23 protein-coding genes are annotated in these 23,125 nt (G+C 61.9%); 7 read left to right on the plus strand and 16 right to left on the minus strand.

Annotated features, from left to right (window positions below):
- The first annotated feature begins 70 nt into the window (after positions 1 to 70).
- The 4 genes from glmU (at position 71) to DHB74_RS11510 (ending at position 3,473) form a co-directional block, all read left to right on the plus strand.
- Positions 71 to 1,435: a bifunctional UDP-N-acetylglucosamine diphosphorylase/glucosamine-1-phosphate N-acetyltransferase GlmU gene (gene glmU / locus DHB74_RS11495; protein ID WP_499161504.1), complete on the plus strand. Its 1,365-nt coding sequence runs from the start codon at positions 71 to 73 to the stop codon at positions 1,433 to 1,435.
- A 63-nt stretch (positions 1,436 to 1,498) separates the two neighbouring features.
- Positions 1,499 to 2,683, plus strand: a complete 1,185-nt coding sequence (cfaB, locus tag DHB74_RS11500; protein WP_280164950.1) for a C17 cyclopropane fatty acid synthase CfaB — start codon at positions 1,499 to 1,501, stop codon at positions 2,681 to 2,683.
- Between the two features lie 86 nt (positions 2,684 to 2,769).
- Positions 2,770 to 3,015 (plus strand): hypothetical protein, encoded by a 246-nt coding sequence (locus tag DHB74_RS11505; protein WP_499161506.1) that lies wholly within the window; start codon positions 2,770 to 2,772, stop codon positions 3,013 to 3,015.
- Entirely contained in the window at positions 3,012 to 3,473 is a 462-nt protein-coding gene (locus DHB74_RS11510; protein WP_499161507.1) for a DUF192 domain-containing protein, read from the plus strand. Before DHB74_RS11505 ends, DHB74_RS11510 begins: the two co-directional genes overlap by 4 nt.
- Here DHB74_RS11510 and DHB74_RS11515 read toward each other — a convergent pair.
- The 10 genes from DHB74_RS11515 to DHB74_RS11560 form a co-directional block, all read right to left on the minus strand.
- Positions 3,467 to 3,847: an NADH:ubiquinone oxidoreductase gene (locus DHB74_RS11515; RefSeq protein ID WP_499161508.1), complete on the minus strand. Its 381-nt coding sequence runs from the start codon at positions 3,845 to 3,847 to the stop codon at positions 3,467 to 3,469. The genes DHB74_RS11510 and DHB74_RS11515 overlap by 7 nt on opposite strands.
- A 119-nt stretch (positions 3,848 to 3,966) precedes the next feature.
- Positions 3,967 to 4,341, minus strand: a complete 375-nt coding sequence (locus tag DHB74_RS11520; RefSeq protein WP_036991636.1) for a DUF3301 domain-containing protein — start codon at positions 4,339 to 4,341, stop codon at positions 3,967 to 3,969.
- Positions 4,338 to 5,033 carry a tRNA (N6-threonylcarbamoyladenosine(37)-N6)-methyltransferase TrmO gene (tsaA, locus tag DHB74_RS11525; RefSeq protein ID WP_036991637.1) on the minus strand — a complete coding sequence of 232 codons (696 nt, stop codon included), beginning with the start codon at positions 5,031 to 5,033 and terminating at the stop codon, positions 4,338 to 4,340. The genes DHB74_RS11520 and tsaA overlap by 4 nt, the downstream gene beginning before the upstream one ends.
- A 2-nt stretch (positions 5,034 to 5,035) precedes the next feature.
- Positions 5,036 to 5,968, minus strand: coding sequence for an alpha/beta hydrolase (locus tag DHB74_RS11530; protein ID WP_499161509.1), 933 nt, complete (start codon positions 5,966 to 5,968; stop codon positions 5,036 to 5,038).
- A gap of 95 nt (positions 5,969 to 6,063) precedes the next feature.
- The gene (locus DHB74_RS11535) at positions 6,064 to 6,591 is read right to left on the minus strand and encodes a DUF3299 domain-containing protein (protein ID WP_136868578.1); all 528 of its coding nucleotides are present in this window, start codon (positions 6,589 to 6,591) and stop codon (positions 6,064 to 6,066) included.
- A gap of 26 nt (positions 6,592 to 6,617) precedes the next feature.
- Positions 6,618 to 7,697 (minus strand): 5-(carboxyamino)imidazole ribonucleotide synthase, encoded by a 1,080-nt coding sequence (locus DHB74_RS11540; RefSeq protein ID WP_136868579.1) that lies wholly within the window; start codon positions 7,695 to 7,697, stop codon positions 6,618 to 6,620.
- A 10-nt stretch (positions 7,698 to 7,707) separates the two neighbouring features.
- Positions 7,708 to 8,199, minus strand: coding sequence for a 5-(carboxyamino)imidazole ribonucleotide mutase (gene purE / locus DHB74_RS11545; protein WP_036991646.1), 492 nt, complete (start codon positions 8,197 to 8,199; stop codon positions 7,708 to 7,710).
- 123 nt (positions 8,200 to 8,322) lie between these two features.
- On the minus strand, positions 8,323 to 8,949 hold the full coding sequence (locus DHB74_RS11550; protein WP_499161595.1) for a carbonic anhydrase: 627 nt from the start codon (positions 8,947 to 8,949) through the stop codon (positions 8,323 to 8,325).
- A 121-nt stretch (positions 8,950 to 9,070) separates the two neighbouring features.
- Complete coding sequence (oadA, locus tag DHB74_RS11555) at positions 9,071 to 10,882, minus strand: sodium-extruding oxaloacetate decarboxylase subunit alpha (protein ID WP_136868580.1); 1,812 nt, start codon at positions 10,880 to 10,882, stop codon at positions 9,071 to 9,073.
- A 45-nt stretch (positions 10,883 to 10,927) separates the two neighbouring features.
- Positions 10,928 to 12,343 carry an acetyl-CoA carboxylase biotin carboxylase subunit gene (locus DHB74_RS11560; RefSeq protein ID WP_074778998.1) on the minus strand — a complete coding sequence of 472 codons (1,416 nt, stop codon included), beginning with the start codon at positions 12,341 to 12,343 and terminating at the stop codon, positions 10,928 to 10,930.
- A 137-nt stretch (positions 12,344 to 12,480) separates the two neighbouring features.
- Between DHB74_RS11560 and DHB74_RS11565 the strand changes: the two genes are divergently transcribed.
- The 3 genes from DHB74_RS11565 (at position 12,481) to DHB74_RS11575 (ending at position 16,085) form a co-directional block, all read left to right on the plus strand.
- Positions 12,481 to 13,413: a LysR family transcriptional regulator gene (locus tag DHB74_RS11565; RefSeq protein WP_074778996.1), complete on the plus strand. Its 933-nt coding sequence runs from the start codon at positions 12,481 to 12,483 to the stop codon at positions 13,411 to 13,413.
- A gap of 168 nt (positions 13,414 to 13,581) precedes the next feature.
- Entirely contained in the window at positions 13,582 to 14,940 is a 1,359-nt protein-coding gene (locus DHB74_RS11570; protein ID WP_499161511.1) for a GntP family permease, read from the plus strand.
- A complete protein-coding gene (locus DHB74_RS11575) occupies positions 14,940 to 16,085 on the plus strand; it encodes a glycerate kinase (protein WP_499161512.1) in 1,146 nt (381 codons plus the stop codon). Before DHB74_RS11570 ends, DHB74_RS11575 begins: the two co-directional genes overlap by 1 nt.
- A gap of 35 nt (positions 16,086 to 16,120) precedes the next feature.
- On the opposite strand, the gene DHB74_RS11580 is transcribed toward DHB74_RS11575, so the two are convergent.
- The 6 genes from DHB74_RS11580 to DHB74_RS11605 all read right to left on the minus strand — a co-directional run bounded on the left by DHB74_RS11580 (position 16,121) and on the right by DHB74_RS11605 (position 22,916).
- Positions 16,121 to 17,401: a TRAP transporter large permease gene (locus DHB74_RS11580; protein ID WP_499161513.1), complete on the minus strand. Its 1,281-nt coding sequence runs from the start codon at positions 17,399 to 17,401 to the stop codon at positions 16,121 to 16,123.
- Positions 17,401 to 18,039 (minus strand): TRAP transporter small permease, encoded by a 639-nt coding sequence (locus DHB74_RS11585; protein ID WP_499161514.1) that lies wholly within the window; start codon positions 18,037 to 18,039, stop codon positions 17,401 to 17,403. Before DHB74_RS11585 ends, DHB74_RS11580 begins: the two co-directional genes overlap by 1 nt.
- A gap of 98 nt (positions 18,040 to 18,137) precedes the next feature.
- Positions 18,138 to 19,130 (minus strand): C4-dicarboxylate TRAP substrate-binding protein DctP, encoded by a 993-nt coding sequence (gene dctP, locus DHB74_RS11590; RefSeq protein WP_074778988.1) that lies wholly within the window; start codon positions 19,128 to 19,130, stop codon positions 18,138 to 18,140.
- Positions 19,131 to 19,383: 253 nt separating this feature from the next.
- On the minus strand, positions 19,384 to 20,778 hold the full coding sequence (locus tag DHB74_RS11595; RefSeq protein ID WP_499161515.1) for a sigma-54-dependent transcriptional regulator: 1,395 nt from the start codon (positions 20,776 to 20,778) through the stop codon (positions 19,384 to 19,386).
- A gap of 2 nt (positions 20,779 to 20,780) precedes the next feature.
- Positions 20,781 to 22,604 (minus strand): sensor histidine kinase, encoded by a 1,824-nt coding sequence (locus DHB74_RS11600; protein ID WP_499161516.1) that lies wholly within the window; start codon positions 22,602 to 22,604, stop codon positions 20,781 to 20,783.
- A 108-nt stretch (positions 22,605 to 22,712) separates the two neighbouring features.
- Positions 22,713 to 22,916 carry a PA3496 family putative envelope integrity protein gene (locus tag DHB74_RS11605; RefSeq protein ID WP_499161517.1) on the minus strand — a complete coding sequence of 68 codons (204 nt, stop codon included), beginning with the start codon at positions 22,914 to 22,916 and terminating at the stop codon, positions 22,713 to 22,715.
- Positions 22,917 to 23,125: the final 209 nt, after the last annotated feature.

Raw genomic sequence — 23,125 nt, forward strand, 5'->3', positions numbered from 1 at the left:
ATCGACTTGCGGCACTCTGCTGCCAGCTTCTATCATCCCAGCATCTTCAACTCGACCCAGGATCAGATCGATGAATCTGCACGTAGTCATTCTTGCCGCCGGCCAGGGCACCCGCATGCGTTCTTCTCTCCCCAAGGTGTTGCACCCGGTGGCAGGCAAGCCGATGCTCGAGCATGTAATCGATAGCGCCCGTGCGCTACTGCCGGAGGGCATCCATGTGGTCATCGGTCATGGCGCCCAACAGGTACGTGAGACGCTGGACGGCGCGGACCTCAATTGGGTATTGCAGACCGAACAGTTGGGCACCGGCCACGCCGTGGCCCAGGCGCTGCCACACATCAAGGGCGCGGATCAGGTGCTGGTGCTCTATGGCGACGTTCCGCTTATCCGGGTTGATACCCTGCGCGCACTGGTCGATCAGGCCGGCAGCCAGGCGCTAGGGCTGTTGACCGTGCTGATGCAGGACCCGACCGGCTACGGCCGCATCATTCGCAACGAGCACGGCCAGGCACAGGCCATCGTCGAGCAGAAGGATGCCTCGGCTGAGCAACTGCTGATCAACGAAGGCAACACCGGCATCATGGTCCTGCCGGGCAGCAAGGCCGCGGATTGGCTGTCCAGCCTGTCCAACAACAACGCCCAGGGCGAGTACTACCTGACCGATGTTGTGGCCCTGGCGGTAGCGGGCTCGATTCCGGTGGAAGTGGCCCAGGCCGCGGATGAGCTGGAGGTCATGGGTGCCAACAACCGTTTGCAGTTGTCGGTACTCGAGCGTGGCTGGCAGCAGCGCGAGGCCGAGCGGCTGATGACCCAGGGCGCCTCACTGGCGGACCCGGCGCGGCTGGATGTACGCGGCGATGTGACCATCGGTCGTGACATCAGCATCGACGTCAACGTGGTGCTGGAAGGTCGCGTGGTGATCGAAGATAACGTGATCATCGGGCCGCACTGCGTAATCCGCGATTCGGTGATCAAGAGCGGCACGGTGATCAAGGCCTTCAGTCATCTGGAAGGCGCCGAAGTCGGCGAGGATTGCGATGTCGGGCCTTATGCTCGCCTGCGTCCCGGTACCCTGCTGCACCGCGGTGCCAAGGTCGGCAACTTCGTCGAGACCAAGAAGGCCGTGGTGGGTGAAGGTTCGAAGATCAACCACCTGTCCTATGTCGGTGATGCCGAGGTGGGCAAGGGGGCGAATATCGGCGCCGGCACCATTACCTGCAACTACGACGGGGCCAACAAATCCGTCACGCGTATTGGCGATGGCGCCTTCATAGGCTCCAATACGGCGCTGGTGGCGCCGGTGACGGTGGGCAACCAGGCAACCACCGCAGCGGGCTCGACCATCACTCAGGATATTCCTGATGCCCAGCTGGGTGTGGCGCGGGGCCGCCAGCGCAATGTGGCGGGCTGGAAGCGCCCGGTCAAGGGCCAGTAGCAGGCAAACCCTGATCCTGTGGCCTATATTGGTTTAATGCCGATAGACACAGGAGATGACCGGATGTTTGCGCAATTTTCCGAAACCTTGGGGGCATTGCAACTGCCTCTGCGCGTGGTGGTGAAGGGCGGGCCGACACTGGATCTCGGTCCCGATCCCCGGGTCACGTTGTTGATCAATGATCTGGGATTGCTGCAGGAAATGCAGAATCCGACCTTGGACAAGCTGGGCGCCGCTTATATTGACCAGCGGCTGGATATCCAGGGCAACATCATGGATGTCATCGCCGTGGCGGACCGGCTGAGCAAGGGGCTGCTGGGCGACAACACCGAGCCGGCACCGGAGCGCACCGAACACGACAAGCAGATGGATGCCGAAGCCATCTCCTACCACTATGACCTGTCCAACGACTTCTATGCCCTGTGGCTGGATCCGCAGATGGTCTACTCCTGCGGCTATTTTCGTAATCCCGAAGACAGCCTGGCCACTGCCCAGACCCAGAAGCTCGATCACCTGTGCCGCAAATTGCGTCTCAAGCCCGGCGAACACTTGCTCGATGTGGGTTGCGGCTGGGGCGGTCTGGCTCGCCATGCGGCGCGTTATTATGATGTCCAGGTGCACGGCATTACCTTGAGCAAAGCCCAGCTGGCGTTGGCGCAGGCGCGCAGCGAGGCGGCGGGACTGACGGATCGGGTGACCTTGGAGTTGCGCGACTACCGGGACCTGACCGGTCGGGAGAATTACGACAAGATCGTCAGTGTCGGCATGTTCGAGCATGTCGGCCATGCCAACCTCGGCGCCTATTTCAAGATTCTGTTCGAGCAGGTCAAACCCGGCGGACTGGTGATGAACCACGGGATCACCGCCAAATACATCGATGGCCGTCAGGTTGGTCGCGGGGCAGGCAAGTTCATCGGCCGCTACGTCTTTCCCCATGGCGAGCTGCCACATCTGTCGATGGCGATCGCCAGTATGAGCGAGCAGGGTTTGGAGGTGCTGGATGTGGAAAGCCTGCGTCTACACTATGCGCGCACCCTTGAGCACTGGAGTAGCAACCTGGAACACCATCTGGAGCAGGCTGGCCAACTGGTGTCAGACAAGACCCTGCGTATCTGGCGTATCTATCTGGCCGGTTGTGCCTATGGCTTCAAGCGTAACTGGATGAATATTCACCAGATCCTGGCGGTCAAGCCGTTGGCGGACGGCACCCATCATGTACCCTGGACCCGTGAGGACCTGTATCGGTGAAAATGTACCGGAAACCGGTTCTCCGATAGCATCACGCTATCTCGGCCTGATAGATTGCATGATCCCGGACCGCTACGGAGATTGGTGTGTTATTGAAACTGCTGGATACTGATGATGTGGTTCTCGGCGAGCCATTGCCATGGGATCTCCTGGATGCCGACGGCAAGGTGCTGTTTCGCCGGACCCAGCATATCGATAGCGGCCGGCTGTTGAATAATGGGGACGAGGTTTACCTGAACATCACCGGGGTGGAATACGCTCAGCTCGGTGAGGCGGGCCGATTGTACTTGAGCAATATGGTGTACCAGAACATGCTCAAGGAGCATCCATGATGGGCAGGCTAGGGCGTGGCTGGCTGCTGATGCTGGCTTTGTTTGCGGTAACCCCGGTGCAGGCGCAGACCATCCAGGCGATGCTGGGCGGCCATTCGTTTCAGCTGGAGCTGGTAGCCGACCCGGATAGCCGCCGCCAGGGTCTGATGGGGCGCACCGAACTTGCTGCCGGCGAGGGTATGCTGTTTGATTTCCCCGAGGGTACCCGGCCGGTGATCTGGATGCGCAACATGCAGATATCGCTGGACCTGTTATTTGTCGATGAGAACGCCCGATTGGTACAGATATTTGCCAAGGTGCCGCCGTGCGCTGCGCCGCCCTGTGCGCTCTATCAGGCGGATCAGGCGCTGCGTTTCGTGATCGAGGTGCCGCCCGGAACGGCTGAGAAACTGGGCCTGGAAGTGGGTGACCGGCTGGACCTGGCGGATCATCAGCTATCACAGCCCCCGCCCTATTGATCCTTATCTGAGTGGATTTCGGGTAGCTGCCATTGCCCGTCACTGAACTGCTCACAGTACGCCTTCAACACCGGTGCATCACCGGGTTCGCTGTAATAGTGAATGGATTGCCGATAGGCCACCCCCTCGCTTCGTGCGCCGGTACAAATGCCATATGCGCCCTCGGGGCAGGCATCCACAAACTGGATATCGAAGCTGCGCTCGGCGATCTGGGGCTGGCAGAAGCTGTCCTGGAACAGCTGCGGCGGGATATTGATGTTCTGTTGGCACAGGCGGATCGGCACCTGATCGTCATTGGATTCGATCAGGCAGGCGGCGGAATGCGCTGCGGTGGTGATGAGCAGAAGCGTGAGAAAAAGCAGACAGCGGTTCATGGTGCCAGTCCTGGATGAAACGGCTACCTTAATGCCTCCGCATGATCGCCCGCAAGCGGGGGCACAGTGGTGTTCCACGTGGAACTAAAAGGAATATGGGAAGCGGGTTTTGATAACCGTTACTGTAAATAATGCACGTTGTCTCGGCGTGGCGGATCGTCCGGCCCAGGTCCTTCGCCGGGAAAGGGATGCGGAGCCAGCTCGATCTTCAGCAGCATCCCGCCATGCATTTCAATAAAGCCGGGATAGCGCCGTTCGCCGGTCACGGTGAACTCGAAACCGTACCGGCGAATCAGTCCCGGCCGGCCATGACGCCCACGCCCAAGACGCAGGCGATTGAGCGCAATGCTTTCGTCCAGCAGTTGCACATTGGTCCGTACGCAATGCTGACGTACCAGGCGCAGCGCCTGATCCCGCAATCCCAGGCCCCGCCAGATCCAGGCGCCGATGCCGGCAGCCAGCATCATCAGTGCTACATGCCCCAGATCGATCATGCCACGGGCTCCACGGCCAGTACGCGAATGCGATCCGCCTGTGGATAATGCCAGCGGACATTGATATCCCAGAAGCGTACCCCATACTCGCGGTCCGCATCCGGCCGCTGATAGGCGGGCTTGGGGTCCTGTGCCAGGCATTGTTCGATCAGTTCCTGAACCGGCTGCTGCAGGCGCTGCGCCTGCTCGCGGGCCTGCAGCAGGGCTGGTGCGGACCACTCCACCAGCAGCTGGGCCGGGGCGGATTCGGCCAGCGAATTGCGGGCGTCACCGAGGGCATCGGCATAGGGCACATAGGGTTTGATATCCAGGATCGGCGTGCCATCCAGCAGATCGATGCCGGACACCAACAGCCGTCCCGGCTCGATGCCTTCCAGCCTGACTACGGATTGACCGATGGGATTGGGTCTATGGGTGGAGCGGCTGGCAAATACCCCGATGCGCTTGTTGCCACCCAAGCGGGGCGGCCGCACCCGCACATGCTGTTCGCCCGAGGCGGCGGCATGGAACACGAACAGTAGCCAGAGGTGGCTGACACCTTCCAGTCCGGCTACTGCTTCGGGTTTGTCATAGGGCGCGAAGAGTTCGAGCATACCCCGCGCGGCGGGGGCCAACTGCGGTTGGCGGGGAATGGCGAACTTCTCGGCGAAACAGGAGTGCATAACACCAATCGGCTCGAAGCTATAGGACATCGTCAGTTCCGGATCAAGGGCGGTATTGCCTCAGGATTGTCCAGCAAAACGAAGTGGCTGCCGTCAGGCACTTCGATGATCTGCAGGTTTTCAGCCTGCCGGGCGCTGTCCAGCATGGCCTCGCTCTGCAAGACACGATCCCGGCCCGGTACCAGCACTGCGCCACGTCTGACGTGACGATAGATATCCGGCCCGGTGTTGGTCATCCAGTCAGCGATATCCCTGGTATTGGTCATCAACACCCGGCTGCGCCGTGGGTTGAACGGCATGGCCAGGATCAGCTCGCGCTTGAAGCTGTCATCCAGCGGCCCCCAGATGGGGCTGCGCAGAATCCCGGCTGGCTTGTGTTGCCATAGTAGATGAACCAGCGGCATCAGCCAATGGACTATTTTTGATGTCGGTTGGTAGAGCTGCCCCTGAGGGAGGACCGGCGCTTCCAGGATCACCTCGACCGGTTCGAATAGCTCAGGCCGCTGACGCGCGGCTTCCAGCACCACAGCGCCGCCGCGAGAATGTCCGTGTACGCGCACATTGGTCGTAGTGACCAGATGCTCCAATGCCAAATTGAGCACCTGTGCATCACCGACGATGGTGCCGGTGGCCAGTGCGGGAGTAGCTTTCCACGGTGGTTGCTGGAACACCGGGGTCTGCAACGGCAGGTGATAGCCAGCGCTGGTGAGCATGATCAGCTCAATACTGGGGTCTTGGTAATAGCGGGTGAAGTACAACGGGTTTTCCAGAAAGCCATGCATGACCACCACGGAAGATACCGGGTTCTGGCTACGGCGGCGGGCAATGAAGGCCTCACCGACGCGATAGATATCTGCCTCCATGGGCACTGCCTGCCGTTGCGGGACAGGCCGGTCGAGCAACCAGCTGTGGGTAAACCAACCTGCCAGCAACACCAGTATCACCACCCCTGTGAAAAGCCCCATCCTGCCTCCGTTGCATGCTTAGCTGAGGGCCGTGAGCTTAACGGAATGCCCGTTCCAGAGCGCTCACCCGTGTGGGCGATAGCGCAAAGCCAGGGTTATCCGCCGGGGTAACTGACTACCTTGTCGGCGCGCATCCGGTAACTGGCATCGGCTAATTCATTGCTGGTCTGGGCTACCCGCAGAGTGCCGGTGAGCAACAGCGGCTGGTAGATATCCCGGATGGCGAGACCGCTTGGGTACTCGACCAGGATGATCTGGTTCGGCGGCGGTGGCGGGACGTGAATGCAGGCGCCGGGATAGGGCACCAGGAAGAAACTGATGTAGCGGCCCTGCTCATCGGTTTCCAGCGGGACCGGGTAGCCGCCCAGCTCGATATGCTGACCGTCCATTTCCCCGACTACACGGGTGGAATACATCACTTCGGGCAGGTTGCGATCGGACGAGCGCAGGCTGTTGGAGAAGTCGCCGGGAGCCTCGGTGCCCCAATCATGGCTGATCTCGGGCATGTCGAGCATGGCCTGATAATCTTCCTCGGGCAGCAGGTCCAGCCAGTCCACGGTGCGTGGAGCAGCCATTGCCAGAATGGGGAAAAGCAACGCCAAGGTGATTAACAGATGCCGCATGAGGACCTCCCGATAACAGGCCCGGATCAATCGATCAGGGCCTGGACCTCGGCGATACGTGACTGCAACACGGCAGCATCGGTGCAGCGCAGGGTGGCATGACCGACCTTGCGTCCGGGCTTGAACTCTTTGCCATAGTGATGCAGGTGGCAGTCGGGAATGGCGGTGACCTTGGCCACTGCCGGTACCTCGCCGATGAAGTTGAGCATGGCGCTTTCACCCACCTTGGCGGTGGAACCCAACGGCAGGCCGGCAATGGCCCGCAGATGGTTCTCGAACTGACTGCACTCGGCCCCTTCGATAGTCCAGTGACCGGAGTTATGCACCCGCGGGGCGATCTCGTTGGCCTTCAGGCCACCATCCACCTCGAAGAACTCGAAGGCCAGCACGCCGACGTAATTCAGCTTGTCCAGCACGCGCCCGGCGTAGTTCTCCGCCTGGGCCTGCAAGGGATGCTCGGTACTGGCGACCGACAGTCGCAGAATGCCTTGCTCGTGGGTGTTGTGCACCAGCGGGTAGCAGCGGGTATCGCCATCGCGGCTGCGCACGGCGACCAGCGAGACTTCACCGGTAAAAGGCACGAAGCCTTCCAGAATGCAGGGCACGCTGCCCAGTTCGGCGAAGGCGTCGATGACATCTTCCGGTTGGCGCAACAGTTTCTGACCCTTGCCGTCATACCCCAGAGTGCGGGTCTTCAGCACGGCGGGCAGGCCGATATTCTGCACAGCATTATTCAGATCAGCCTGGCACTGGATGTCGGCAAACTCGGGCGTGGGGATGCCCAGTTCCCGGAACATGGACTTCTCGAACCAGCGATCGCGGGCGATGCGCAGCGACTCTGCATTGGGAAATACCGGCACATGTTGCTCGAGAAAGGCCACGGTTTCCGCCGGCACGCTCTCGAATTCGAAGGTCACCACGTCGGCATCTTCGGCCAACTGGCGCAGCTGCTCGCGATCGTCATAGGCTGCGCAGAGATGCTCGCCCAGGGCGGCGGCGCAGGCGTCCGGTGCCGGATCGAGAAAGGCGAACTGCTGACCCAGTGGCGTACCCGCCAGAGCCAGCATGCGTCCGAGTTGACCACCACCGATGATGCCGATTTTCATGATTGCTTCCTCAAACCTGACGTGGGTCCGGATTATCCAGCACGGTATCGGTCTGCCGGCTACGGAAATCCTGCAAGGCCTGATGATATTGCGGATGGCGGCCACCAAGAATACTTGCTGACAGCAGCGCTGCGTTGACCGCCCCGGCCTTGCCGATGGCCAAAGTAGCCACAGGCACGCCAGCCGGCATCTGCACGATCGATAGCAGCGAGTCGACGCCCGATAGCATGGACGACTGCACCGGCACGCCGAGTACCGGCAGGTGAGTCTTGGCCGCACACATGCCAGGCAGGTGCGCAGCGCCACCCGCGCCAGCGATAATCACCTCGATGCCGCGCCCGGCGGCCTGTTCGGCATAGTCGAACAGCAGATCGGGGGTGCGGTGCGCAGATACCACCTTCACTTCGTAGGGGATACCCAGCTGCTCCAGCATGTCTGCCGTGTGGCTCATGGTAGACCAGTCGGACTTGGAGCCCATGATCACGCCAACCAGTGCGGTCATTGTCGTGCCTCTTGATGACGAAAAACAAAGCCACGCATAGGCGTGGCTCGAAAAAGAATACAGGCCAGGTGGCCGTGATCCGCGATTATAACCCAAAGCGGGCGACGGACCAGCCGACGTTCGTCAGTAACGCGGGCGCGGCGTCGCCATCGGCAGCGGACCATCACCGATCCGGCGGAACTCGCCTTTCTCGGTATCGTAGGCGCGGATCTGGCTGGTTTCGATATCGTACACCCAACCGTGGATGAACAGATCGCCGCGGGCCAGGCGTGAAGCGACCGAAGGATGGGTGGCCAGGTGACCGAGTTGGGCAACCACGTTTTCCTCGGTGAGAATGCCGAGGGTAGTGTGATCGGCGCAGCCACAATTTTCCTCGACTACGATCTTGGCTACTTCCGAATGCTGCAGCCAGGCTTTTACCGTGGGCATACCTTTCAGCTGGGAAGGGTCCAGCACGGCTTTCATCGCGCCGCAATCGGAATGACCACAGATGATGACGTGCTTGACGCCCAGCGCTACTACCGCATATTCGATGGCGGTGGAGACGCCACCCATCATCTGGCCGTAGGGGGGGACGACGTTGCCGACGTTGCGGGTGACGAACAGATCACCGGGCGAACTCTGGGTAATCAGTTCGGGCACTACACGTGAGTCGGCGCAGGTGATGAACATCGCCTTGGGGGTCTGCTCGAAAGCGAGTTTCCTGAACAGTTCTTCCTGCTGGGGGTATACCTCTTCATGGAAGTGCATGTAGCCGTCAATGATCTGTTGCAGGGCATTGTCATCATCAGCACTTTTCAGTTTTTTGTAGGGCATGGCTTACGCTCGCTGGTTCGGTATGAGCGGGGAGCCTGCCGGCCCCCCGCTATGCTCAGGCCTCGATCTCAATCAATATCTCACCTGGGTTGACGCGATCACCCTTGGCTACATGCACGGCCTTGACGGTGCCGTCGATTGCCGCCTGGATCTCGCTTTCCATCTTCATCGCTTCGCTGATGAGCACCGCCTGGCCGGCCTTGACCTTGTCGCCTTCGGCCACCAGCACATCGACCACATTGCCGGGCATACTGGTCGTGACATGGCCGGGTTTGCTGGCGCGTTCGCGGCTCTTGCCGCCAGCGCCGCCGACGAATTGATTGAGCTCTTCGAGGACAACTTCTTCCGGCATGCCATCCACGCTCAGGTAGAAATGGCGAGTGCCGTCCCCTTTGACGCCCACACCGGTGATATCGATACGGTAACTTTCACCGTGAACGTCAATCATGAACTCGGTCGCCACGCCTTCGGCAGCGAGTGGTTTGCTGTCGCCATCCGGAATCGGCAGCAGCACTTCCGGTTCCAGGGTGCCAGCGGCGCGTTCTTCGAGGAACTTGCGCCCGATATCGGGGAACATGGCGAAGGTCAGCACGTCTTCTTCGCTTTTCGCCAGATTGCCGATTTCATTGCGCAGGCGATCCATTTCCGGTTTCAGCAGATCCGCCGGGCGCACGTCGATCACGCTCTCGTCACCGATGGCGCGCACCTGCACATCCGGGTTGATGGTGCCGGGCGCCTGACCGTAGCGACCCTGCAGGTAGAGTTTCACCTCGTTGGTAATGGTCTTGTAGCGCTCGCCGGCCAGCACGTTGAATACCGCCTGAGTGCCCACGATCTGCGACGTCGGTGTCACCAGTGGCGGATAACCGAGGTCGGCGCGCACCCGCGGGATTTCATCGAATACGTCCTGAATACGATTCAGCGCGCCCTGTTCCTTCAGCTGGTTGGCCAGGTTGGACATCATGCCGCCCGGTACCTGGTTGATCTGCACCCGGGTATCCACACCGGTGAAGGGGCTTTCGAACTGGTGGTATTTCTTGCGTACTTCCATGAAGTACATGCTGATTTCCTGAATCAGCTCCAGATCCAGGCCGGTGTCATAGGGTGTGCCCTTGAGCGCCGCGACCATGGATTCGGTACCCGGATGGCTGGTACCCCAGGCCATGGAGCCGATGGCGGTATCGATATTGTCCGCACCGCACTCGATGGCCTTGAGCTGACACATGGCAGCCAGGCCGGCGGTGTCATGGGAGTGAATGAACACCGGCAGGCTGGTAGCCGCTTTTAGCGCTTCGACCAGTTCGCCAGTGGCGAACGGGGTCAGCAGACCGGCCATGTCTTTCACCGCCAGGGAGTCAACACCCATGGCTTCCAGGGTCTTGGCCTGCTCGACGAACAGCTCAACCGTATGCACCGGGCTGGTGGTATAGCAGATGGTGCCCTGGGCATGCTTGCCCGCGGCCTTGACGGCGGAGATGGCGGTACGCAGGTTACGCACATCGTTCATCGCATCGAAGATGCGGAACACATCGATGCCATTGACTGCGGCCTTGGCGACGAAGGCGCGGACCACGTCATCGCTGTAGTGGCGGTAGCCGAGCAGGTTCTGACCGCGCAGCAGCATCTGCAAACGGGTGTTGGGCAGCGCGGTGCGCAGCTGGCGCAGGCGTTCCCAGGGGTCTTCCTTGAGGAAGCGCACACAGGCGTCGAAGGTGGCGCCGCCCCAGACTTCCAGCGACCAGTAGCCTACCTGGTCCAGTTTCGGACAGATCGGCAGCATATCTTCGGTGCGCATGCGCGTGGCCAGCAGCGACTGGTGGGCATCGCGCAGGATGGTATCGGTAACGTTGATGCGTTTCTTGCTCATGGTGCATTCCTCATCGGCGGCAAGCGTCTGGCTTGCGGCGCAAAATCAAAGTCCGGCGTAAGCGGCGATGGCGCCGGCGATGGCCAGGGCCAGGGCTTCGGGTTTGTTCTTGGTCGAGTAGTTGGTCAGCTCCGGATGGGTGTCGACAAAGCTGGTATTGAAGACGCCGCTGCGAAAATCCGGATTCTTGAGGATCTGTTGATAATATAGCTCGGTGGTCTTGACCCCATGCAGATGCATGTCATCCAGTGCCCGGTAACCACGGTCCATGGCGTCTTCCCAGTTATTCGCCCAGACGATCAGCTTCAGGCACATGGAATCGTAGTAGGGCGGAATGGTGTAACCGGTGTAGATCGCCGTATCCACCCGTACACCCGGGCCACCCGGGGCGTAATAGCGGGTGATCTTGCCGAAGGAGGGAAGAAAGTCGTTCTTCGGGTCCTCGGCGTTGATACGAAACTGGATGGCGTAGCCGCGGTGCTCGATATCTTCCTGCTTGACTGACAGGGGCAGGCCGGAGGCGATGCGGATCTGCTCGCGGACGATGTCGATCCCGGTGATCTGCTCGGTGATGGTGTGTTCCACCTGCACCCGAGTGTTCATCTCCATGAAATAGACTTCATTGTCCGCCAGCAGAAATTCCACGGTACCGGCGTTCTCGTAACCCACTGCCTGGGCCGCACGCACTGCCAGGTCACCGATATAGGCGCGCTGCTCGGGCGTCAGCTGCGGGCTGGGGGCGATCTCGATCAGCTTCTGGTTGCGGCGCTGGATCGAGCAGTCACGTTCGTACAAGTGCACGGTGTTGCCGAAGCTGTCAGCCAGCACCTGGGCTTCGATGTGCTTGGGATTGACGATGCATTTTTCCAGAAACACATCGGCGCTGCCGAAAGCCTTGGTCGCTTCGGATATCACCCGCGGCCAGGCCTGCTCCAGCTCTTCCTTGCTGTTGCAACGGCGGATGCCACGCCCGCCGCCACCCGAAGTGGCCTTGAGCATCACCGGATAGCCGACCCGGTCCGCCTCGCTCAGCGCTTCCTGCAAATCCTTCAGGTTGCCCTCGGTGCCCGGGGTTACCGGCACTCCAGCGGCAATCATGCTGCGCCGCGCTTCGGTCTTGTCACCCATGCGGGCGATCACCTCGGCCGAGGGACCGATAAATTTGATCCCCCGTTCGCTGCAAATGCGCGCCAGTTCGGCATTTTCCGACAGGAAGCCGTAGCCGGGGTGCAGTGCATCGCAGCCGGTCTCGACCGCCAGGTTGACCAGTTGCCGGGCGTTCAGGTAGCCGGCCAGGGGGTCGCTGCCGACGTTATAGGACTCATCGGCGCGTTTGACATGCAGCGCATAGCGGTCCGCATCCGAATGGATGGCCACCGAGCGAATGCCCATTTCCGCGCAGGCGCGGACGATGCGGACAGCAATCTCGCCACGGTTGGCAATCAGGATTTTCTTGATCACATCCCTTTCCTCTGTTGGGTGATCGGGGGTGAACTCAACATACAACCGCAGCATGAATGATTAAAAATGAGTATTTGTTGGATTACTTATAAGTAATTACTAATATATTGCCTATCCAACATCAGCGGAGAGGTTCGATGCGCAAAGAATTGCACCGGATAACACTGCGCCAGCTCCAGGTATTCCGCAGTCTGTGTGCCACCTTGTCCTATAGCCGAACGGCCGAGGAGATGGCGCTGACCCAGCCGGCGGTGAGTCTGCAGATGCGCCAGCTGGAAGAGCTGGTCGGGCAGCCGCTGTTCGAATACGTGGGCCGCAAGCTCTATCTGACCGACGCCGCCACCATCCTGCTGGCCGCCAGCGGCGATATCTTCAATCGGCTGGAAATCCTCGACATGCAGCTGTCCGCACTGCAGGGCACCCTGCATGGCGAGTTGCGGCTGGCGGTGGCGAGCAGCATCCAGTATCTGACCCCGCACCTGCTGGCGGCCTTCCGCCAGCGTCACCCGGAGGTTAGCTTCCGGCTGGAAGTCAGCACCCGTGCGGAGGTGATTCGCCGTTTGCGTGACAACCTCGATGATGTGGTGCTGGTGGGGATGGTACCGGCGGATCGGGCGCTGGATTTCTTCCCGTTCCTGAACAACCCGGTGATCGCCGTGGCGGCGCCGGATCATCCGCTGGCCGCGCGGCAGCAGCTTGGCCTGGCCGAGCTGGAGTCGCAGATGGTACTGGTGCGCGAAATCGGCTCGGGGGTCCGCAAGGCCTGCGACGAGTTTTTCCAGCAGAAACGGGTGCATCTGCAGCGGGTAATGCAGATGGGCTCGGGGGAAACGGTGGTGCAATCGGCGATCGCCGGGCTGGGTATCGGCTTGGTCTCGGCGCATAGCGCCGCACCCTGGTTGCGTAATGGCCAATTGGCGCGCCTGGATTTCACCGACCTGCCACTGTTTCGCAGCTGGTGTGCAGTGCATGCCCGGGGTAAGCGCCTGAGCCCGGTGGCTGAAGCCTTCCTGGCCTTCTTGCGGGAGGAACGGGCCTTGATCAAACAGCTGGCGGAGCCCTTTAGCTGATCGACCAGCGGTGAAAGCCGAAGGCTGACAGTATCGAGGCGGCATGCTTGAATGATTCAAAGCCTGTCCAGTAGCGGCTAAATGTCCAATAATGGCGCGCCTTGGCTGGGGAGTTGTTAATTCCGCCGAGGCACTGCCACTTCAAACACATAGATAGGAAACACGATAATGGGTCTGGTCCTGATTCTGATCGCACTGATTGTCTTTATCGTCCTGGCGACAACGCGATTCAAACTGCATCCCTTCCTGGCCCTGCTCGGAGCCGCGCTGTTGGCCGGCTTCGCCTACCAATTGCCGGTCCTGGAGATCGCCGGGCACATCACCCGCGGCTTCGGCGGCATACTCGGTTACATCGGTATCGTCATCGTGTTCGGCACCATCATCGGGGTGATGCTCGAGCGCAGCGGCGCCGCCATCACCATGGCGGAAACGGTGATTCGCTTACTCGGAGAGCGTTTCCCGACGCTAACGGTGTCGATCATCGGTTATCTTGTATCGATTCCCGTATTCTGTGACTCCGGCTACGTTATTCTCAACTCGTTGAAAAATGCCCTGGCCGCGCGGATGAAGGTGTCGGTAGTGGCGATGAGTGTGGCCCTGGCCACCGGCCTGTATGCGACCCATACCTTCGTACCGCCCACCCCCGGCCCGATTGCCGCAGCCGGTAACCTGGGCCTGGAGTCCAATCTCGGGCTGGTGATCCTGGTCGGTCTGGTGGTGGCGTTCATCACTGCCATGGCCGGTATGCTGTGGGCCAATCGCTTTATCGGCAAGGACATCGAACTGGAAGACGATGGCGCGCCGATCATGGACAGCAACGATTACCAGGCGATGCGCGACAGCTACGGTGAACTGCCGAGCCCGGTAAAGGCCTTTGCTCCCATCTTCGTGCCGATTGTCCTGATCTGTCTGGGCACGGTGGTCAATCTGCCGGCACGTCCGGTGGGCGAAGGTGCACTGTATACGCTGGGTACCTTTCTCGGTCAGCCGATCTTCGCGCTGGCGATTGGCCTGGCGTTGGCCTGTACCCTGCTCAAGTCGGATAACAAGCGTCAGGAGCTGCATGATCGTGTTACCGAGGGGTTGGTAGCTGCGGCCCCGATCCTGCTGATCACCGGTGCCGGTGGCGCCTTCGGTACCATGCTCAGCGCCACGCCGCTGGGGGATTATCTGGGCCAGACCCTGTCGACCCTGGGCATCGGCCTGTTCATGCCGTTCCTGGTAGCCGCTGGTCTGAAGACCGCGCAGGGCTCCAGTACCGTCTCCCTGGTCACCACCTCGGCCTTGGTTGCGCCGCTGCTCGGTCAGCTGGGGCTGGACAGCGAGATGGGTCGGGTACTGACGGTCATGGCGATCGGTGCCGGTGCGATGACCGTATCCCACGCCAATGACAGCTTCTTCTGGGTGGTTACCCAGTTCAGTCGCATGAAGGTAGCGACCGCTTACCAGGCGCAAACCATGGCCACGTTGATCCAGGGTATCGTCGGCATCATAACCGTGTGGCTGTTCAGCCTGGTGCTGCTGTGATGAAGCTGGTAATCGCTCCCGACTCGTTCAAGGAAAGCCTCAGCGCCGAGGATGTGGCCAGCGCCATTGCCCGGGGCTGGCAGACAGTCTATCCCGATGCGGATATCCGCCTGTGTCCCATGGCCGATGGCGGCGAAGGTACCGTGGATGCGGTATTGGCAGCCAGCGGGGGCGAGCGGCGCGAGCTGACTGTGCGCGGCCCGCTCGGCCAGCCGGTGCAGGCCCACTGGGGCTTGCTGGAAGATGGTCAGGCAGTGATCGAAATGGCGGCCGCCAGTGGCCTGCACTGGGTCGAGCCGGCCCAGCGTGATGCCCGTATCACCACCAGCTACGGCACCGGTGAACTGATACTGGCGGCGCTGGATGCCGGTGCCCGGCGGATCATTCTGGGCATTGGCGGTAGCGCCACCAATGACGGCGGCGCCGGGGTGCTGCAGGCATTGGGGGTACGCTTGCTGGACGCGGCTGGTGAGCCGCTGGCAGCAGGTGGCGCGGCGCTGGGCGACCTGCATCGCATCGAGCTGGATGGCCTGGACCCCCGCCTGGCTGATGTTGAAATACTGGTGGCGGCGGATGTGGATAACCCGCTCTGTGGCCCGCGCGGTGCTTCCCATGTTTTCGGTCCGCAGAAAGGTGCCAATCCTGAGCAGGTCGAGCAGCTGGACCGGGCGCTGGGGCATTATGCCGACATCATGGCCGCTGCCCTGGGGGAGGACGTACGCGACGTGCCGGGTGTCGGTGCGGCCGGTGGCCTGGGCTTTGCCGCCCGGGCGGTACTCGGCGCCGGCTTCCGACCGGGTATCGAGCTGGTAGCCGAGCTGTCGGGGCTGGCCGCGGCCATGCAGGGCGCCGACTTGGCCATTACCGGTGAAGGCCGGCTGGACGGTCAGAGCCTGCACGGCAAAACCCCGGTAGGGGTGGCGCGTGTGGCCCAGGCCGCCGGGGTGCCGGTGATCGCGCTGGCCGGTAGCCTTGGTGAGGGTTATCAGAGGCTGTACGAGGTAGGTATCGACGCGGCCTTCAGTCTCACGCCGGGCCCGATCAGCTTGGAGCAGGCCTGCCGCGATGCGGCGGCGCAACTGTCCGCACGGGCGACCGATCTGGCGCGTTTCTGGCAGCTGGCAGACAAAAAAGCCCGGCGCTGAGGCCGGGCAAGTGCTTGACGCAGAGAGTAGCTGTCCTACATGCCCAACCATTCGGGCAGTGCCAGGGATATGAATGGCACGTAGGTAACCAGTATCAGGAACACCAGCATCATCAGCAGCCACGGCGACACCGCCTTGATGGTGCGGGTCAGCGGCATGCCGGTAACCGCCGAGGTGACGAACAGGTTGAGCCCGGTCGGTGGCGTGATCAGGCCGATCTCCATGTTCACCACCATGATGATCCCCAGGTGGATCGGGTCGATGCCCAGCTGTGTGGCGATCGGGAACAGGATCGGCGCCAGGATCAGGATGATCGCCGACGGCTCCATGAAGGTCCCCGCGACCAGCAGCACGATGTTGACCACGATGAGGAACTCGATGGGGCTGAAACCCTGTGCCACCACCCATGCGGTGATTGACTGCGGGATCTGCTCGGTGGTCAGTACGTGGGCGAAGAGCATGGCATTGGCGATGATGAACATCAGCACCACACTGAGCTTGGCGGCTTCGATCACCGTCCCGGGACACTGGCGGAAAGTCATGTCGCGATGGATAAAGATCGCCACGAAGGCTGCATAGATCGCTGCGACTGCGGCGGCCTCGGTGGGTGTGAACATGCCCGAGTAGATGCCCCCGAGGATGATCACGATCAACAGCAGGCCCCAGATGGCGCGACGGCCGGTGCGCAGCACTTCCTGGAAGGAGGCGCGCGGAAGCGCCGGCATGTCCTTGATGTGGGCAAGAATGTAGATGGCTGCCATCAGGAACAGGCCGAGTAGCAGGCCTGGCACCACACCGGCCATGAACAACTTGCCGACCGAGGTCTCGGTAGCAGTGGCATACACCACCATGACGATGGATGGCGGGATCAGGATGCCCAGGGTACCGGCGTTACAGACGATACCGGCGGCGAAGTCCTGCTTGTAGCCGGAGCGCACCATACCGGCGATGACGATGGAGCCCACGGCGGCCACGGTGGCCGGCGAGGAACCACTCAATGCGGCGAACAACATGCACGCCAGAATCGCGGCAATGGCCAGGCCGCCCTTGATGTGACCGACACAGGCGTTGGCAAAGTCGATCAGGCGATGGGCCACGCCGCCGGTGGTCATGAAGGCGCCCGCCAGGAGAAAGAACGGAATCGCCATCAGGGTATAGTGTTCGCTGCTTTCGAACAGCTTGATGGCCAGTGAGCGCACCGAGTCGTTGCTGAACATCAGGATGGTCATGGCCCCGGACAGACCGAGGGAAATCGCCACCGGGATGCCAATGAACATCAGCGCGAACAGGGCGAGGAACAGGAAGGCAATGGTCATTATCTAGTCTCCTCGGCCTTGTTTGCTGTGGCGAGTTTCAGGGCATCCTCGGCTTCGCCGTGGCCACCCAGGTCCAGTTGCTGATTGCGCAGGATGCGCACGAACACTTGCAGGAAACGCAGCAACATGAGGCTGAAGCCGATGGGCACGATCATCACGATATGCCACTGCATGATGCCGAAGCGATCGAGGTCTTCGGCCCCGATGCCGGCGCGCAGCAGCGCGGCAACCCATTGCTCACTGGAATAGGCCATCAATGCGCAGTAGGCGAGACAGATGCCGACGGCAAGCAGGGCGACGCCCTTGCGTGCCCGCCGGCTGAAATTGCGTACCAGCAGATCGACACCGATGTGGGCGCCGATACGCACGCCCCAGGCCAGGCCGACGAAGATCAGCCAGCCGAACATGGCTTTGGACAGGGCGATGCTCCAGGTCATTTCCTGGGCCAGGAAGAGGATGCTATCGCCGATCGAGAACAGTGCATCCTCGGCAAGGGGAATCGTATCGGCGAGGGAATAGAACACCGAATAGAGGTTGTTGAGTACTACGTAGAGGAAGGTGACCAGCGTCATTCCCGATAACAGGATGAACACCAGGACCTCCTCCAAGTGGTTCCAGGCACGAGCGACAGGGTTCATGCAGGGTCTCCGTCAGGGGAACGGTCAATGGGAGAGTGAGTAAGCCCCGGGTGGGGCTGCGGCGCTGCGTGCAGTGACGCAGCGCCGCCCGACCGGCTTCAGTCGGCCTGGTTGGACCGTCCAGCGGCCTGGATCAGCTCGGCGCCGATCTCGTCTTCGAACTTCTCCCACACCGGGCGCATGGCGTCGCGCCATTGTTCACGTTGCTCGGGGGTCAGGTTGATGATCTCGGTGGTGCCGGCATCGAGAATGCGCTGCTTGTCACGCTGGTTCAGCTCCTCGGCCTGTTTGTTCACTGCCACCGTGACTTCGGCAAGGATCGCGGTCAGTTCGTTGCGGATATCTTCAGGCAGGCCATCCCAGAACTTGGTGTTGGTGATCACCATGTAGTCCAGCACGCCGTGGTTGGACTCGGTGATGTACTCCTGCACTTCGTGCATCTTCTGGCTGTAGATGTTCGAGTAGGGGTTTTCGGCACCGTTGACCACACCGGTCTGCAGGCCCTGGTAGACCTCGGCGAAGCTCATCTTGCGCGGTGCGGCGCGCAACGCCTTGAACTGCTCGTCGAGCACGGCGGAAGCCTGCACGCGGAACTTCAGGCCGCGGGCATCCTTGGGCTCATGCAGCGCCTTGTTGGCTGACAGCTGCTTCATGCCGTTGTGCCAGTAGCCGAGGCCGGTAATGCCCTTGTCCGCCATGGAGGTCAGCAGCGCCAGGCCTTCCGGGCTTTGCTGGAAGCGGTCGACGGCCTCGATGTCATCGAACAGGAACGGCAGGTCGAAGATCTGGATCTGCTTGGTGTAGTGCTCGAACTTGGCCAGCGACGGCGCGATGATATGCACGTCGCCGAGCAGCAGCGCTTCCATTTCCTTGCCATCACCGAACAGCGAGGAGTTCGGATAGACCTGGACAGTCACCTGGCCGGGCAGGCGCTCTTCGACCAGCTTCTTGAACAGCAGCGCGCCTTGGCCTTTGGGGGTGTGCTCGGCAACCACGTGGGAGAACTTGATGGCGATCGGATCGGCCTGGACCAGGCCAGCCAGACTCAGCGTCAGGGCGCAAGCCAGCGCCTTGGCAGTCAGTTTGAACATGTGAGTGCTTCCTCTTGTTTTTAGTTTTACTGGTCAGGCGCCGTAGCACCGAACCGTTGAGGGCGAACGAGGTTGGTTCAGGCGCCCTGTCAAAGCCAAAAGCAAGGGCCATGCCAGTCTGCTATCAGTGGTGTGGGAAAGCTTGGTAGAAGGCCGCCAGACCAGATAGCATCAGGCCTGGCGTGTTGCGAGGAGGTTGCTCGGGCGGCACCGGATCCTGTGGAGCCCGGGCTGTTTGGCGGAAACCCGCCGGTCAGTCGAGGTCCTCTGGCGAGCTTCCGCCAACCGGTGTGAAGCTCAGCCCGTGCTTGCGCAGTTTGTCGTGCAGTGTTTTGCGCGGGATGCCGAGAGCCTCGGCGAGGCTGCGCAGGGAATTGTGTGGATGGTCCAGTTCGGCGGCGATCAGGGCGCGCTCGAAGGCCTCGACCTGCACGCCCAGGTTGCCACTCAGTGCGGCGCTGTCGGTCAGGCCCTCCTGACCCGGTTCCAGCTCAAGATCCAGGCCCAGGGCGAAGCGTTCAGCGGCGTTCTGCAGCTCGCGCACGTTGCCCGGCCAGGCATGACGTAGCAGCATGGCGCGCTGGCCGGCCGGCAACTCGCGGGCGGGCAAGCCATGGCGGCTGCTGGCGCCCATGGCGAAATGCTGGAACAGCAGCAGCGGATCTTCGCCGCGCTCGCGCAGCGGTGGAATACGCAGGGGGGCGACGTTCAGCCGGTAATACAGGTCGGCGCGGAAGCGGCCCTGGTCGGCGGCCTGGCGCAAGTCTTCCTTGGTGGCGGCAATCACGCGGATATCCAGCGCAATCGACTGGTTGCCGCCCAGGCGCTCGACCACCCGCTCCTGCAACAGGCGCAGCAGCTTGACCTGCACCTCCAGGCTCATGCTCTCGATCTCATCGAGAAACAGGGTGCCGCCGTTGGCGAATTCGAACTTGCCGATACGGCGCCTCGACGCGCCGGTAAAGGCCCCCGGCTCGTGACCGAACAGCTCGCTTTCCACCACCGACTCGGCCAGGGCGCCGGCATTGATGGCAACAAAGGGACCATTACGGCGGCTGGACAGGTCGTGCAGGGCGCGGGCGACCACTTCCTTGCCGGTGCCAGTCTCGCCGAGGATCAGCACATCGCTGTTGATGCCGGCCAGGGCACCTATCTGTTCATGCAGGCGGCGCATGGCCGGTGACTGGCCGATCAGCCGGCCAGCCAGTTCCTGGCGGTCAGCCAGCGCCAGGCGCAGGCTGCGATTGTCCAGCACCAGTTGGCGCACGGCCAGGGCACGGCGCACGCTGTCGAGCAGGGTGTCGTTGGCGAAGGGCTTTTCCAGAAAGTCGTAAGCACCGGCGCGCATGGCCTGGACCGCCAGGGGAACGTCGCCGTGGCCGGTGATCAGCAGCACTGGCAGTTCGGCGTCCTGCTCATGCAGCTGTTGCAGCAATTGCAGGCCGTCGAGGCCGGGCATGCGGATATCGCTGACCAGCACACCGGGCCAGTCACGCGGAATACGCGTAGCCAGGCCATTGGCGTCGCCAAGGCTGAGGACCTTGAGCCCGGCCAGGTCGAGGGTCTGGCTGAGCGCCTGGCGCAGATGGGCGTCATCGTCGATCAGCACCACCTGGATATGGTTACCGATACTGTTGTCGCTGGTCATGATCAGAAATCCTCGGTGGGCTGGAGATTGACGCCCGGGCTGGCCAGGCGCAGACGCAGGGTCAGCAGCGCGCCGCCGTCCGGATGATTGGCCAGCAGCAGTTCGCCGCCCAGGGCGCGCATCAGGGTATCGCAGATGGACAGGCCGAGGCCGAGGCCCTGGGCGCTGGTCTTGGTGGTGAAGAACGGCTCGCGGGCGTGCTCCAGGGCATCATCGGAAAAACCGGGGCCGTTGTCGCGCAGCAGCAGGTGGATGTACTCGCCATGCTGCTCGGTGCTGATCCAGATGCGCCGCGGCGGGGCTTTTTCGCTCAGGGCGTCGAGGGCATTGGCGAGCAGATTGCCGAGTACCTGGCGCAGGCGTGTCTCGCCGGCCTGGACCCAGATGGTCGCCTCCGGCAGGTCACGGCTCAGCTCCACATCCAGCTCCCGGCGGCGCTTGGCCAGCAGCGCCATGGTGTCGTCCAGTGCCGGTTGCAGGGCGACCCGTGCCGGGGCATGGCGATCACGGCGGGCGAAGGCGCGCAGGTGGGCGATGATCGATGCCATGCGCCCGGTCAGCTCGCTGATCAATCCGAGGTTGGTACGGGCATCATCGGTGCGCTGATGGTCGAGCAGGGTGGCGGCGTTCTCGGCATAGCTGCGGATCGCCGCCAGCGGTTGATTGAGTTCGTGGCTGATGCTGGCGCTCATGGTTCCCAATGCCGACAGCTTGCCGGCCTGCACCAGCTCGTCCTGGGCGCGCACCAATCCCTGCTGGGCCTGTTCGCGTTCCAGCACTTCCTGCTTGAGCCGGTCGTTGAGTTGCTCCAGGTCGAGCGTGCGTTCCAGCACACGCTGCTCCAGTTCGGCGCGGGCGCGGGCGTCCAGAGCGATGCGCTCGAGATAGTGGCGGCGGCGCAGTATCAACAGGCTGAATAGCAGCAGCAACACCAGCAGGGTGGCGCCGCCCACCGCCAGGGCGGTGCGCACCGGGCGATCGAGCAGCAGTCGAGGCGCCATGATACTGACCGTCCACTCGGTTTCCGGCAGGTGACTGCTCTGCACCAGCCAGGCACCCGGATCGAACGGCAATGGTCGTGGTGACAGGGTCGGATAGGGCTGGTTGGCGGCAATATTGGCACGTTCCTCGTCGCTCAACGGTCGGGTGGCATGGAATCGCCACTCGGGGCGCGAGGTGAGGATGACCACGCCATTGCTGTCGGTAACCATCAATTGCTCGGGGGTGTTGCCCCACAGGGTTTCGGTATGGTCGAGATCGACCTTGACCACCAGCACACCGATCTTGCGCTCCTGTTCATGCATGGCATAGGCGAAGTAGTAGCCGCGCTTGCCGGAGGTGGTGCCGAGGCCGAAGAACTGTCCCAGCTGGCCGGACAGAGCCTCGCGAAAGTACGGGCGGAAGTCGAAGTTGCCGCCGACGAAGGTATCGGGCTGGTCCCAGTTGGAGGCAGCCAGGGTATGGCCCTTGGGGTTCAGCAGGTAGATCACATCGGCACCGGTCTGCTCACGGATCTGCGCCAGCAACTGGTTGGCCTGCTGCAGGATCGCGGTATCGGTAGGGGCATGCATGGCGCTACGCAGATCCGGCAGGTCACCGAGGATCTGCGGCAATACCTCGAAGCGACGCAGGGTGCCGAGCAGGTTGGCGATGTACAGATCGAGGGTCTGGCGATTCTGTTCGATCAGTACGCCGCGGTAGTAGCGCTCGGCCAGATGCTGCACCGGCCATAACAGCGGCACCAGCAGCAGCGCCAGCAACGCCAAACTGCGCCAGCGCGGGCGATGCGGAGTCCTGGTTGCCGGGGTATGCGAAGTCTGGTCCATCGCTGCATTATGCACGTTTGCAGCGCTGGTAAAGAGCCCCGCCCTGAAGTCAGGTCTGCGGTTTGGACGCTGGCGTCGAGAATCCGATGCAGGCGTCCGGTATCCGGATCAGAGCGTGGGCCGGGGCAGCACGCCGTGGTCATGATGGCTCATCAGTTCCGGAAAGTCGCGCAGTTGGGCATTCAATGCCTGGGCTTCGCGATAATCCTCGACCGCCCGGCGATAGGCCATACGCCGCTTGTCTTCCTGCCGTCGGCGCTCGTTGCGCACGCTCTTGACGGATTCACCTGCAAAGTCTGGAACGAAAGCCATGCTGTCGCCTCCCGGAGCATTGAACATGATATGGGCGAGCCCATCTTGCGACCTTCGGGATGACCGATTGATGACGGTTACGCTGCAATTTCGGGACAGCTGCCCGGCGGCAGCGAGCCCATGAAGGACCCGGCGCTGCGTCGCTCTGCCGCAGTGATGGAATAAATTATCAATTGCGACTGATTATCATCAATAGTATTGTCCTGCTG

Origin of the sequence: Pseudomonas sp. G11-1 (assembly GCF_024031555.1) — a bacterium.
In the GTDB taxonomy this organism is placed as follows: domain Bacteria; phylum Pseudomonadota; class Gammaproteobacteria; order Pseudomonadales; family Pseudomonadaceae; genus Halopseudomonas; species Halopseudomonas bauzanensis.

Bases quoted from the DNA above. Each gene is read 5' to 3' on its own strand.
- DHB74_RS11575 (WP_499161512.1), top strand. From the start codon at position 14,940: ATGAAGCTGGTAATCGCTCCCGACTCGTTCAAGGAAAGCCTCAGCGCC.
- DHB74_RS11515 (WP_499161508.1), bottom strand. From the start codon at position 3,847: ATGAACCGCTGTCTGCTTTTTCTCACGCTTCTGCTCATCACCACCGCA.
- DHB74_RS11605 (WP_499161517.1), bottom strand. From the start codon at position 22,916: ATGGCTTTCGTTCCAGACTTTGCAGGTGAATCCGTCAAGAGCGTGCGC.
- purE (WP_036991646.1), bottom strand. From the start codon at position 8,199: ATGACCGCACTGGTTGGCGTGATCATGGGCTCCAAGTCCGACTGGTCT.
- DHB74_RS11570 (WP_499161511.1), top strand. From the start codon at position 13,582: ATGGGTCTGGTCCTGATTCTGATCGCACTGATTGTCTTTATCGTCCTG.
- DHB74_RS11550 (WP_499161595.1), bottom strand. From the start codon at position 8,949: ATGCACTTCCATGAAGAGGTATACCCCCAGCAGGAAGAACTGTTCAGG.
- cfaB (WP_280164950.1), top strand. From the start codon at position 1,499: ATGTTTGCGCAATTTTCCGAAACCTTGGGGGCATTGCAACTGCCTCTG.
- DHB74_RS11520 (WP_036991636.1), bottom strand. From the start codon at position 4,341: ATGATCGATCTGGGGCATGTAGCACTGATGATGCTGGCTGCCGGCATC.
- oadA (WP_136868580.1), bottom strand. From the start codon at position 10,882: ATGAGCAAGAAACGCATCAACGTTACCGATACCATCCTGCGCGATGCC.
- DHB74_RS11510 (WP_499161507.1), top strand. From the start codon at position 3,012: ATGATGGGCAGGCTAGGGCGTGGCTGGCTGCTGATGCTGGCTTTGTTT.
- tsaA (WP_036991637.1), bottom strand. From the start codon at position 5,033: ATGTCCTATAGCTTCGAGCCGATTGGTGTTATGCACTCCTGTTTCGCC.
- glmU (WP_499161504.1), top strand. From the start codon at position 71: ATGAATCTGCACGTAGTCATTCTTGCCGCCGGCCAGGGCACCCGCATG.
- DHB74_RS11580 (WP_499161513.1), bottom strand. From the start codon at position 17,401: ATGACCATTGCCTTCCTGTTCCTCGCCCTGTTCGCGCTGATGTTCATT.
- DHB74_RS11535 (WP_136868578.1), bottom strand. From the start codon at position 6,591: ATGCGGCATCTGTTAATCACCTTGGCGTTGCTTTTCCCCATTCTGGCA.
- DHB74_RS11530 (WP_499161509.1), bottom strand. From the start codon at position 5,968: ATGGGGCTTTTCACAGGGGTGGTGATACTGGTGTTGCTGGCAGGTTGG.
- DHB74_RS11565 (WP_074778996.1), top strand. From the start codon at position 12,481: ATGCGCAAAGAATTGCACCGGATAACACTGCGCCAGCTCCAGGTATTC.
- DHB74_RS11540 (WP_136868579.1), bottom strand. From the start codon at position 7,697: ATGAAAATCGGCATCATCGGTGGTGGTCAACTCGGACGCATGCTGGCT.
- DHB74_RS11585 (WP_499161514.1), bottom strand. From the start codon at position 18,039: ATGAACCCTGTCGCTCGTGCCTGGAACCACTTGGAGGAGGTCCTGGTG.
- dctP (WP_074778988.1), bottom strand. From the start codon at position 19,130: ATGTTCAAACTGACTGCCAAGGCGCTGGCTTGCGCCCTGACGCTGAGT.
- DHB74_RS11595 (WP_499161515.1), bottom strand. From the start codon at position 20,778: ATGACCAGCGACAACAGTATCGGTAACCATATCCAGGTGGTGCTGATC.
- DHB74_RS11600 (WP_499161516.1), bottom strand. From the start codon at position 22,604: ATGGACCAGACTTCGCATACCCCGGCAACCAGGACTCCGCATCGCCCG.